Source organism: Pedobacter nototheniae (assembly GCF_032678625.1).
In the GTDB taxonomy this organism is placed as follows: Bacteria; Bacteroidota; Bacteroidia; order Sphingobacteriales; family Sphingobacteriaceae; genus Pedobacter; species Pedobacter nototheniae_A.
This window is the reverse complement of record NZ_JAVTSO010000004.1, coordinates 270,352-282,673: the sequence shown is the minus strand read 5'-3', so window position 1 is coordinate 282,673 and position 12,322 is coordinate 270,352. Positions and strand designations below refer to the sequence as shown.

Annotated in this window: 11 protein-coding genes; 7 read left to right on the top strand and 4 right to left on the bottom strand. The window is 37.8% G+C overall.

The features are described from left to right. The first annotated feature begins 84 nt into the window (after nt 1–84). Both R2Q77_RS13965 and R2Q77_RS13960 read left to right on the top strand, forming a co-directional pair. Nucleotides 85–684, top strand: a complete 600-nt coding sequence (locus R2Q77_RS13965) for a Crp/Fnr family transcriptional regulator (RefSeq protein ID WP_316804346.1) — start codon at nt 85–87, stop codon at nt 682–684. A 92-nt stretch (nt 685–776) separates the two neighbouring features. Continuing rightward, the gene (locus R2Q77_RS13960) at nt 777–1,574 is read left to right on the top strand and encodes a sterol desaturase family protein (protein WP_316804345.1); all 798 of its coding nucleotides are present in this window, start codon (nt 777–779) and stop codon (nt 1,572–1,574) included. A gap of 146 nt (nt 1,575–1,720) precedes the next feature. Here the strand turns inward: R2Q77_RS13960 and R2Q77_RS13955 are convergent, their stop codons facing one another. Both R2Q77_RS13955 and R2Q77_RS13950 read right to left on the bottom strand, forming a co-directional pair. Then, nucleotides 1,721–2,494 carry a DJ-1/PfpI family protein gene (locus R2Q77_RS13955; RefSeq protein WP_316804344.1) on the bottom strand — a complete coding sequence of 258 codons (774 nt, stop codon included), beginning with the start codon at nt 2,492–2,494 and terminating at the stop codon, nt 1,721–1,723. A gap of 87 nt (nt 2,495–2,581) precedes the next feature. Continuing rightward, entirely contained in the window at nt 2,582–3,499 is a 918-nt protein-coding gene (locus R2Q77_RS13950; RefSeq protein ID WP_316804343.1) for a GlxA family transcriptional regulator, read from the bottom strand. Nucleotides 3,500–3,670: 171 nt separating this feature from the next. Between R2Q77_RS13950 and R2Q77_RS13945 the strand changes: the two genes are divergently transcribed. The 5 genes from R2Q77_RS13945 to R2Q77_RS13925 all read left to right on the top strand — a co-directional run bounded on the left by R2Q77_RS13945 (nt 3,671) and on the right by R2Q77_RS13925 (nt 9,931). Continuing rightward, complete coding sequence (locus tag R2Q77_RS13945; RefSeq protein ID WP_316804342.1) at nt 3,671–4,162, top strand: ankyrin repeat domain-containing protein; 492 nt, start codon at nt 3,671–3,673, stop codon at nt 4,160–4,162. Between the two features lie 4 nt (nt 4,163–4,166). Beyond that, nucleotides 4,167–6,323 carry a catalase gene (locus R2Q77_RS13940; RefSeq protein WP_316804341.1) on the top strand — a complete coding sequence of 719 codons (2,157 nt, stop codon included), beginning with the start codon at nt 4,167–4,169 and terminating at the stop codon, nt 6,321–6,323. A 319-nt stretch (nt 6,324–6,642) separates the two neighbouring features. Continuing rightward, complete coding sequence (locus R2Q77_RS13935; RefSeq protein WP_316804340.1) at nt 6,643–8,082, top strand: S41 family peptidase; 1,440 nt, start codon at nt 6,643–6,645, stop codon at nt 8,080–8,082. Nucleotides 8,083–8,320: 238 nt separating this feature from the next. Then, nucleotides 8,321–8,950 carry a hypothetical protein gene (locus R2Q77_RS13930; RefSeq protein WP_316804339.1) on the top strand — a complete coding sequence of 210 codons (630 nt, stop codon included), beginning with the start codon at nt 8,321–8,323 and terminating at the stop codon, nt 8,948–8,950. 141 nt (nt 8,951–9,091) lie between these two features. Further along, a complete protein-coding gene (locus R2Q77_RS13925) occupies nt 9,092–9,931 on the top strand; it encodes a sialate O-acetylesterase (RefSeq protein WP_316804338.1) in 840 nt (279 codons plus the stop codon). Between the two features lie 313 nt (nt 9,932–10,244). Here the strand turns inward: R2Q77_RS13925 and R2Q77_RS13920 are convergent, their stop codons facing one another. Together R2Q77_RS13920 and R2Q77_RS13915 are read right to left on the bottom strand one after the other, a co-directional pair. Beyond that, nucleotides 10,245–11,366 (bottom strand): P1 family peptidase, encoded by a 1,122-nt coding sequence (locus R2Q77_RS13920; protein WP_316804337.1) that lies wholly within the window; start codon nt 11,364–11,366, stop codon nt 10,245–10,247. 68 nt (nt 11,367–11,434) lie between these two features. Beyond that, nucleotides 11,435–12,316: an alpha/beta hydrolase gene (locus R2Q77_RS13915; protein ID WP_316804336.1), complete on the bottom strand. Its 882-nt coding sequence runs from the start codon at nt 12,314–12,316 to the stop codon at nt 11,435–11,437. Nucleotides 12,317–12,322 lie beyond the last annotated feature (6 nt).

Here is a 12,322-nt window from a genome sequence, read left to right as displayed (position 1 = left end):
CTCTATATAAAAATCAAGGCAGGCTGGTAAGGGAAAGAGTTTTTTAATTTAACCGCTTTTACAAAATTTGCCGTTAATCATAATATGAAAGATCACTTTATCAATTCGCTGACTGAATTATTAACGGATTCTAATGGGAGGCTACTTTACGATATAGAACCTTTATATGCTATGTCAAGGCTGATAACTTTGGAGGCAAATGAAATATATATTTCCAAAGGAGATTTGGGAAAGCGGCTGGCTTTTATTGAAAAAGGGGTTATGCGTGCCTATACCCACAAAGAAAATGCAGATGAGGTTACCTTGTTTCTTAGATGGGAAGGACAGTTTATTGCCTCCCATGATACAATCCTTCATCACAGGCCTTCACGCTTTATCTACCGGGCACTTGAGCCATCAATATTGATGGAAATTGATTATGATGTATTAGAAGATATGCTCAAATTACATCCCGATTTGGAGCCTCTTAGGAATTTTTTTCTGATGCGTATGTTGTCCGAAACCTTGCAGGTAATGGAGTCTTTTGTTTTGCAATCTCCGGAGGAACGTTACCGGGAGCTTGTTACTGAGCGTTCTCAATTAGTAAACCGCGTAGCGGATAAATACATCGCTTCCATGCTCGGCATTACACCGGTATCTCTAAGCCGCATTCGTAAGCGCATGCATCAAAAGGGTAGAAATTGATGGAAATTATCTTTTGTTAAGATTCGAAATTATCTTTTGTTAACGTCCTGAGCCACCTGGCTTAGTTAGCTTTGGTCTATAATTTAAAATTTATGGAAACGATTATAGAAACTTTTTTCAGAATATTCAGTCTGTCAGCCATCCGATATTTTGTAATTGCAGGGATTCCCTTTTTCCTCTTTTACCGATTACTCGCCCCGAGGTTATTCCGATCTAAAATTCAGGCACGGTTGGCCTCAAAGAAAGATTTTGTTCGTGAAATTTGGTACTCCATGCAAAGTACGCTTGTTTTTACGTTTATTGTTGTCATAATTCTTTTAACCCCCTTGCGTAAATATACGCTACTCTATGATAACCTTAACGACTTTCCGCTTTGGTACATTCCGGTAAGCTTGGTAATCAGTCTGGTTATACATGATACCTATTTTTACTGGATGCACCGGTTACTGCATCACAAAATATTATTTAAAACTGTACATCTTGTTCACCACAAGAGTACAAATCCCTCTCCATGGGCATCCTACAGTTTTCATCTTTTGGAGGCCATACCTGAAGGCCTGGTTCTATTGCTGATTGTCTTTTTAATTCCTATGCATCAGATCACCATATTTCTTTTCGTTATTGCTGGTTTCATTATCAATGTTTACGGACATCTTGGATATGAATTGGCGCCCAGGTGGTTTCGCGGCACTGTACTGTTTCAGGTATTCAACACTTCCGTACACCACAACTTGCACCATAGCAAGTTTAAAGGGAATTATGGTTTATATTTTAGAATCTGGGATAGAATAATGGGTACAGAACATCCTGATTATGTGAATGATTATGACCGGATACAGCATCAGCGCTTTGGAATCTATTCTGTTGTGGAAGAAATCAAAAATCAGTAGATTAAGGTAGAATTTAAAATGAACGTAAGGAGAAAACAGTACCGGATTTTTCTCTTTCCTTATCCATCATTATATAAATTTAGATTTAACCAAATCAATTTTTAACTACCAAAATGAATTCGTTCTGATCATTAATATAAAGGCTGTTACTTTTTTGTCAAATCTAATCCTTGCTCAGGTATATATTTATCATATTCCATTTGTTTGGCAACCGCAATTGCAAATTCTTTACCTTTTAGTTTTGCAACCAAATGTAAAGCCCCGTCTATTCCAGCTGAGATTCCTGCAGTAGTAATTATTCTACCATTGTCAACATAGCGAACATTGTTCAATACATGGGCGGTTGGCACTTTCTTTTGAAGATTTGCTATACTATTATGAAAAGTAGTCACGGTGAGCCCATCAAGTAGTCCAGCTTTTCCAAGTATAAATGCTCCAGTACATACCGAAAAGTAACTTTTAGTCGATTTATCCCTTGATTGTATCCATGATATAACATCGGGATCGTCTGCTGCAACTTCATCTGAGCCACCAAATACCGCAAAAATGTCTGTTTGTGGCGCATCTTCAATACTGTAATCCGGAATGATTTTTAGAATACCTTGTGACAAAAGCGGAGCTTTAGTTTTTGCAACAGTGATTACTTTAAAGCCAGCATAAGAAAAAACCTCCATTGGTCCTGCAAAGTCAAGCACCTCAACTCCTTCATATAAATAAAAGCATATTGAAATCTTTTCATCCTTTGGCGATTGTAATTTTTTTTCAATGAGCCTCATTCCACTTCGTGTACAAACCCCAGGTTGTTCAAAAAAATAGGTATCGTAAATATGGTTGTATGGTGGGTAAAGATATTTGGTATCAGAAGCTTTTGTAAATGCAAAGCATGGAATTGTTAAAAGTAAAAGTAGTAACTGTTTCATATATATAATTTACGAACAAAATTAGGACAATATGAAGGAAGAATCGGGACAGTCGCAGTAAAAATCCGGCCATTCTACACTTTACTATTAATCGTGAATTATTTTAGTTAGTTGCCGCAAAGAGGCAACACTTTTATAGCCACATTCTTTAGCTACCCACGCTGCTTTATAATTTTCTTTAAGTAAATGCTTCGCTTTTTCCTGTCTTAAAAGCTGGATATATTGGCCAATGGTTATTCCTGTAGCAGATTTGAATAACCTCGTTAGGCTCCGCGGACTAATAAATGCTGTTTCAGCCAACTCATCTATTTTTAATTTATGGTGCAAGTTCTTGGTAATATAATCCTGTATTTGGTGTACCTGATGGCTAATGTGTTGCCGGTTTTGCAGATAGATGCTATTTTGCACTTCCATTCCATCTCTGCGGATATAAACCACCATATCTTTAGCTACTGAACATGCAAAAGCTACCCCATGTTGCTCTTCAACTAAGTAAAGAGCAAGATCTATACCGGTAGAAATGCCGGCGCTGGTAAAAATCCGGCCACTTTGTACAAACAATTTATTCTCTATCACCTTTAAACGGGGATAATTTCGCTGCAAAGCCATTGTCCACGCCCAATGTGTAGTGCAATTTTGACCATCGAGGAGTCCAGCGGCGGCAAGTGCAAATGCGGCAGTACAAATTGAACAGACAGTAGCACCATTAGCAGCAGCCAACTGCAGCCATCCCATCCAGAGATGGTCATCTGCTCGGTTCCATTTTTCAATTTCCATCCCCGCAACTATTACTATGTCGTCTTTGTTCACTGTTACCGAGCTTGGTGCATTAATGTTTCTAAATCCCAGACCAGCTGAGCTTTCCGGATTAGGATATGGTGATACATAATGGATATCATACTTTTTTCCACAGCAGCCCGATTCATAAAAAACCGTCACGGCACCTGCCAAATCTAAAAGATGAACACTTTCAAATATCAAAAATATAACGCGGTTGGGTATCATTATTCAAAGCTAAGAAATTGGTTTACGCGCACTATAAAGATGGCCTAAGTAACGCCTCAAATCTAATGCTTAATTTATAATATCTACAGGCTTAATTTTCGACATTCACTACTTAAAGACAAGATTAAAATTATTGGTAAACAATTTCAAAATACTGATGTTCTTAAAAATATGGATCATATTACATCAGCTTTAATTCATGCTTCAAGGACTGGTGATCTCCCATTATTGAAAGAAATAATAGGAATGAAGGTTACACTTGAAGTTAGGGATGATAAGGGATATACACCTTTAATCATTGCTTCTTATAATCACCAATTGGAAGCAGCCAGATTGCTGCTCCAATCAGAGGCAGACGTTAATGGTGTAGATATAGGCGGGAATACAGCCCTTATGGGTGTTTGTTTTAAAGGCTACGCGGATATTGCTGAATTGCTCATGGCCTATCAAGCTGATCTAAATCTGTTGAATGCAAATGGCGGAACTGCTTTAATGTTTGCTACTATGTTTGGCCGGAATGAATTGATTTATTTACTCCTTCAACATGGAGCCGACCTAACAATAAAAGACAATCGGGGAATGGACGCATTGGACCTCGCTGTACAGCAAGGCAATGAAAAGGGATTTCAGCTTTTAAAAAAACATCAACTTATAAATCAGTAAAATAATGGAAAAGAAAAAACCGAATGCCGGAAACACAGTAAATTTAAAACAAAAAGATCTTGCACCGGATACCGTTTCGGACCGGGGTGAACTGATGACAACAGATCAGGGACTTAAAATAAATGATGACACAAATTCACTCAAAGCCGGAGAACGGGGGCCATCCCTGTTGGAAGATTTTATACTTAGGGAAAAAATAACGCACTTCGATCACGAACGGATTCCGGAAAGGATTGTTCACGCCCGTGGTTCGGGAGCACATGGCTATTTCCAGGTATATGAATCTATGGCCAAATATACCAAGGCAGGTTTTCTGCAGGACCCATCTGTAAAAACACCTGTATTTGTCCGGTTTTCTACCGTTGCTGGTTTCAGAGGTTCCACAGATTTGGCAAGAGATGTACGTGGATTTTCTGTTAAATTCTATACGCAGGAAGGTAATTATGATTTGGTTGGAAATAACATGCCTGTATTTTTTATACAGGATGCGATAAAATTTCCCGATCTGATCCATGCTGCTAAACCAGAACCTGACAATGAAATTCCCCAGGCAGCTACAGCTCACGATTCTTTTTGGGATTTTATTTCATTGACACCTGAATCTATGCATATGATCATGTGGGCCATGTCAGATCGGGCAATTCCAAGAAGTCTTCGCATGATGGAAGGTTTTGGTGTGCATACGTTTAGATTTATTAATGCCGAGGGGAAATCGAGTTTTGTGAAATTCCATTGGAAACCAATTCTTGGAATGCATGCTGTTGCCTGGGATGAAGCTTTAAAAATATCTGGAAAAGATCCTGATTTTCACCGCAGGGATTTACATGATGCGATAGAAAGCGGTGCATTTCCGGAATGGGAGTTCGGCGTGCAGATTGTTGCCCAAGAAGACGAGCACAAATTTGGCTTCGATTTACTTGATCCAACTAAACTAATTCCCGAAGAGTTGGTACCTGTTCAGAGAATTGGCAAAATGGTGCTGGACAGAAATCCGGATAACTTTTTTGCGGAGGTAGAACAGGTTGCTTTCCACCCTGGTCATCTGGTTCCTGGTATAGATTTTACCAATGATCCTTTACTTCAGGGCCGTTTATTCTCTTATACAGATACACAATTGTCCCGTTTAGGCAGTCCGAATTTCCATGAGATCCCAATTAACCGTTCCGTTAATACAATCCATAATAATCAGCGTGATGGACATATGCGTCAGCAAATCAATATAGGCAAAAGCAGTTATCATCCAAACTCCTTAGGCGGTGGAAGTCCTGCTCAGGCAAAAATAGCTGATGGCGGCTTTTCTTCTTATGAAGAACGTGTGGATGCCCATAAAGTAAGGGCGCGTAGTAAAAGTTTCATGGATTTCTTCAGTCAGGCTACCTTATTCTTTGAAAGCCAGTCTGAGCCCGAACAAAACCATATTGCTGATGCTTTAAAATTTGAATTAGGTAAAGTTGCGACGGTAGAGATAAGACAGCGAATGGTCAACCTCCTTACGCAGATTAGCATTCCTTTAGCAAATACGGTAGCAGAGAGTTTGGGCTTAAAAGCGGGGAAACCAGAGGAGCCCATAAACCATGTTCTGGGTGCGGATGCTAATCCTGCAGATTATCGCCCGCTTAAAGTGAAATCAGAAATTGAAAAATCTCCTGCCTTAAGTATGGCCAGTATGCCAAAAGACAGTATTAAAACCAGGCAGATCGCATTTCTTGCTGCTGATGGTGTGGCTGCCTCTGATTTTAGCAATATGCAAAAAGCACTTATAGCAGCTGGTGCTGTTATTAAGGTTGTTGCACCTAAAAATGGTACGCTTAAGGACTCAGCGGGTAAAGAAATTAAAATTGACATGAGTTTCTTAACCGGAACATCGGTGGTATTTGATGCAGTATATGTACCGGGAGGAGATAAAAGTATTAATGCCTTGTTGGTTGAGCCTGATGCAGTTCATTTTATTAACGAAGCCTATAGACATTGCAAAGTTATAGCGGCAAGTGGTAAAGGTGCAGAACTAATCCATCAGAGTTATGTAGGTGCCAAATTAAAAGCAGCCAATGAAGATGCAACAGCAGGAATACTGATGGATGCGACTGCTGATGCTTTCATTAAAGCCGTGGCCCAACACCGTTTCTGGCAAAGGGAAAAAAAAGATAAGGTGCCTGCCTGATCTAAATAAATGTTAAAAAAATGCGGCTAACTGAATTGTTGGCCACATTTTTTTTATTAGCCCTGGCGGGCCTAAGTTAACATTGGTATTATGCCCGATATCCGGATTAACGAAAAAATTTCGGACAAGATAAGTTTATCTCTGATTTCTAAGTTACCACTAATTAGAGGAGCTTTAAAAGCTATGCAAATAATTATGTATGGAGTGTCTGTTACAATCATTTTCTACGGTTCTGACATATAGTTCCGGATGCCTTTAGTAATTCTTTGAGTTTTCGAGAACTTAGCTTCATTTTAAATGAATTTGCCTATTTTTAAAAATGAACAGATACGTAATCTCGATTATTAAGAATCTTTTAATATTAATTTTAATACTATTTTCCTCGCAAGCCTTTGCTCAAAAATGCGACTGCGATTTATATTATAAATGGCTAAAGAGTACTTTTGAAAGGAATGATGCTGGATTTAAGTATATTTTGGAAAGCAAAGGGCAAGAGCGTTACGATAGGCATAATGAAAATATTTCCAGGAAAGTATCCCAGGAAACTGACTTGAATAAGTGCACGATTATATTAAAGGAATGGCTGACTTTTTTTAGAAAGTTTCACATCGGGTTATATCCAAATGCACCCGACGTAAAGAATAGGTTAACCGTTTCAATGGATTTAAAACCTAAAAAGAGCAATGAGATTGATAAACTTATTAAATCGATGCAAAACAAATTACCATCATCAATAGAGGGGATTTGGAAAACAAATAATTATGAAATTTTAATTAATCAGGAACGAAAGAACTATGTAGGATATATTGTTCAATCTGCCAACCAAAGCTGGAAAAAAGGGGATGTAAAATTCACTTTTTCTTCAAATTTAGGCAGTGGGGTTTACTGGGCAGGGGATCATTCTGCTGACACGATAAGCAAGATTTCGTTCTCAGGTAATAAATATCTGACGCTTGACGATCTGACCCTGGAAAAGGCAACACCTTTTATTAAACTTGAACCTCAACAAGCATTCAAATATAAAGTTAAATTTGCTACGGAGCCATTTATAGAAAGACTGGATGAAAAAACACTTTATATTAAAATCCCATCTTTTGGGTTAGATCAGAAAGCTATACTTGACAGCCTAACGAACCATTGGAAAAGTGAACTTACAACAACCAAAAATCTAATCATAGATGTTAGAGGCAATGGTGGCGGGGCTGATAAAACCTATAATAAACTTTTACCTTTCACCTATACCAATCCCATCCATAGAAATCAACTCGAATTTTATTCATCTGAAATGAACAATAAAAATTGGATAGAGCTTTCGAAAAATAAAAATTTATCTACAAAGGAAAAGCTGTTGTTCACAGATTTTGCAAACCGTTTACAAGCCAACATTGGAGGTTTTGAAAGGATCTTCAAGGAAGATATTTCTATAATTAAATTAGATAGTGTATACCGAAATCCCGAAAAAATTGCAGTTATAACGGACAAGCATACGGCCAGCGCAGCCGAACAATTCATTTTAGATTTGAAACAAAGCTGGAAAGTTAAGACGTTTGGCAATCAAACTGCTGGTGCATTAGATGTTGCAAATATTAGTACGACAGAATCGCCAGATAAAAAACTAACATTGGTATATTCAACATCCAGATTCATAACCATAGGTAAACTCGTTATTGATGATGTAGGCATATTACCCGACTACTATATCGATGATAAAATTAGTGAAGAAGCATGGGTGAAATTTATACTTGATAGAATGCATTGAAAAATGCTTCTGACCAAGAATATAATGGTTATGCCCCAAATGTTATTAGTTTATCAAATAAAAAAGATAACCGTAATAAAGGTTAACGCAGCCGGGTATAAGTGTCGCAATTGATACTTTTTGAACAAACCGCACGAAGTGTTTTTATCATAATTTGTACATTAGCTGGCCAAGTACAAGCTGTTGTATCTTTTGTGATTAATAACCGTTAAAAAACCAAAAATAGATGAATAGAGTTATGAAAAACGTTTACCTATACTTTATATTCATTTTAATTTCAGTCCCAATAAATTTATTTGCCCAAAGTATTAAAAGTAAAGGCAATTATACTTATCAGGTTAGGAAAGAAAGCGGAGACTTAAATGGTGATGGCAAAATGGATAAAATAATCGTGAAAATGGATACTGTAGACAAAACAAGGCCATTGAGGTTACAAATTTTCCTGTCCCAACCAAATGGAAAATTAATTTTGGCTGTATCGTCAACTAAAATCATCGAACCGCAATATCCTATTAAAAACCGGGGAGAATTTAATGGGTATCAAATTCCATCTTTCTTTATTGAAAAAGGTATTTTAAAAATGTGGGGTGAAATTAAAGGAGGAAATATTACGTACGACTTCAAATATAAGAATGGTAATTTTGAATTAGTTAACGTAACTAAACTCACCAATAATGCAACCAAAGGCTATACTGATGAAAATACAGTATTTACGGAAACTAAATTTAACTTGGTTACGGGGATCAGAACCGAAACTGATGAAATATCAGGTTCTGACAAAGTCTTGAAAGTTAGAAAAAAAAGAGTTTTAATAAGACCCCTGCCTAAAATACAAGATTTCAAATTTTCTGATAAAGAATTATATTAGGGACCGAATGGCTAATGTTAACTTTGCGCGATTAGGAGGGTATGTGAAAGCATAGAACCTAAACAACACCGTCGAAAAACGTTAGCTTTTGATGCGGTGTGACAGAGAATAAAATAAAAATATATTTTTAAATTAATAAAAATGATACACTCTTTTTTAATGGCCGGACAGTCTAATATAGCAGGACGTGGTTTTCTGAATGAGGTTCCTCTTATTTACAATGAGCGCATTAAAATGCTTCGAAACGGAAAATGGCAGACGATGGTAGAGCCAATAAATTATGATAGACCAACTTCAGGTATAAGTTTAGCCGGCTCCTTTGCAGCAGCATGGTGTTTGAAAAATAAGTCAGAAAATATTGGTTTAATTCCATGTGCAGATGGAGGGTCGAGCCTCGATGATTGGGCCATTGATGGAATACTATTTGAACATGCAGTTTTGCAGGCAAAACTTGCTCAAAAAACGAGTAAATTAGATGGCATCCTATGGCATCAGGGAGAAAACGATGCTAATCCTGATGCTGCTAATCGATATGAAGAAAAGTTTTCATTAATCGTGCAAGCCTTTCGCAGGGAACTTAATGAACCGGATTTGCCTATTGTAATTGGCGGACTTGGCGACTTTTTAATCGAAGGTATGTATGGAGCCTATTTTTCAGCATATCCAGTTGTAAATAAGAAGTTAAAGGATTGTGGGCAATCTATCCCTCATTGTTATTTTGTTACTGCCCTGGGGCTCACTTCAAATCCAGACGTCATACATTTTAATGCTGCTTCTCAAAGGATATTTGGTGTTCGATATTTTGAGGCTTTTGCTAATCACATGCATGTACTCGAACCGCTTAAGACGGAAGGGGAAATATTAGAAATGATTGAGCAAAGACCTTTATCGGAAACAGAGAAAAAAGAATTACTGAACTTGAAGTTCTCGAGTGGAGCTTTATCCCTTGAAGATTATAAAATTGAGCTATCAAAATTATAATAGTACAGGCTACGAAACAAAATTGCTGAATTTGTAGTGATTCGACGCTCTGTTTTCTGGGAAATATATTAAGTCGGTACGCTCAGATTAGCAACTGAGCGTACCGAAAAAACCTATGATATTTGAGTTCATCGCCTTTTTTTATTCAGGTAAATCCTGAATAGGTTTGGCATATGTTAGATGAAATCAGGTAAACATAGAAGAACTATTTAATGGAAAAAGTGTTTTCTATTTGAGTTTTTATTTGATTGGCGTAATTATCACCAGACTCCAAAATTCTATATTCAATTCTTTGATTCATTCTTGTCATTAATTAACTGATTCTACCATATTTTCTCAGGCAATCAATCACTAAATCGTGAGGAAGGCTGTATGCTTTATTTCCGTTGATACCTTCCATCGTTTTTGCGGCAACCATTGCATTAATTATAGATTCTTCTGTTGCCTGAACAGTTGCCTCAAACAATGGATTTATCAAATCGTTGGGTAACATTTCAATATTTGTGAAATCCTTTCTTTGAAAAGCAGTTTTATTTGCTGTTGAAAAAGCGATAAAAATATCTCCCGAACCATTATTTCCATGTCCACCAACTAAGCCTAAGCCTATGGTAACTCGCGTAGCTATTCTTTTTAGCTGGTGGGGCAAGAGTGGTGCATCGGTTGCTACCACCACCACGATTGATCCATCTCCTTCTTTTCTATAAGATGTTGGCAGATTGATTATGTTGTTCATCAAATCTATTAATTCCCGCCCTACCGGAACACCCGAAATTGTTAAATGCCTTTTTTCGCCAAAATTAGCTTGTACCAATACCCCAACTGTGTAGTCTGAATCGCCTATTTTTACCATCCTGGATGAAGTTCCTGTTCCACTCTTAAAACCTAAGCATAGCATTCCCGTTCCACCACCAACATTCCCTTCTTCTATAATACCCGTTTTTGCATTGTTTAATGCTTCGTAAACATGGCTTTCTTGTACATGAAAGCCGTAAATATCATTCATCAACCCATCATAAGTCTCGGCAACTACCGGGTAGGTATACCAATAATCTTCCTGATACCATCCTGTTTCTATAAACCATTTTAATACCGCATCTCTTACAACACCAACACTGTTCGTATTTGTAATCATTATGGGCGTTTCTAAAAATCCAGATTCTGTAACCCAGGTAGTTCCTGTCATTTCTCCATTTCCATTTAATGAATACCAGTTTGCAAAAACCGGGTTATTACTTTTACCCCTTGGCAATATAGCTGTTACCCCAGTCCTTACGGGCCTTCCGCCATTAAAGTGTTTGTTTGGATTAGATATAATTGTACTGTAACCAACCTCAACTCCTGGTACATCTGTTATGGCATTAAACTTTGCGGGCATACCATTAAAAGGTATTCCAATATCTCTGGCCCTTGGCTTGTATGTTTGCGTGCTATTCATTTTTTACAAATGATTTGTTAGGTATTTTAATAAAATATGTTTTACAGGCTAATATGAGTTTGTTGGTGTTAATTCAGGAATTTTAAAATTTCAGAGAGAAACACTGTAGGATTTTCTTCAACAACCCAATGTGCAGTATTGGGTATGCGAACAGCGGTAACGTTTGTTGCTACCTCGTTCATCATTTCCTCCATTATAGGGCCACTTGTACTTAATGTACCCCCAACTGCTAATACAGGTATCGAAAGTTTTCCATTTTTAGCCAAATACGCGCTATTGTCTATAATATCCTGATCAAAGGCTCTGTATACCTCCATTCCCGCTCTGATTGCCCCCGGTGCAGAATAAGCAACGGTAAATATATTGAGGTCGTCATCATTAATAGCGCCAGTATTGTATATCCTGTAATTGAAAAAAGATTGCAGGTATTGCTTCTCATGTCCTGAGATTAGCGTTTCCGGCAAATCGCGTACATTATGAAAGGCGAAGTGCCATACCCTGTGGTCTGTTCGTATCGCATCAAAAGCTTTTGTGCCTGGCAAGGGTGCATCTATAACTACGAGGTGCGATGTATGTTCCCTGTATTCCTGCGCATAAGCGTAAGCAACCATCAATCCTATATCGTGACCTACCAGGATAGCAGGGTTTTCTATTTTAAGATGCTCTTTTAAAAGGTAGTGGATATCGCTGGCCATTGTTCGTTTATCATAACCAGAAGCAGGCCGCCATGAATCGCCGGCACCCCGATAGTCAACTGCTATTACCCTGAAACCCGCTTCTGCCAATTTCGGGATAATGAAACGCCATTCCCACCAGGTTTGGGGAAAACCATGAAGGAGAACAATTACCTTTTCACCACTTCCAGCTTCAACATAATGGATGCGCAGCGTGCTGTCAATTACTGCCACTCCATGTATTACTTCTAAAGTATTTAATTTATTTTCTGTCATTGCGGA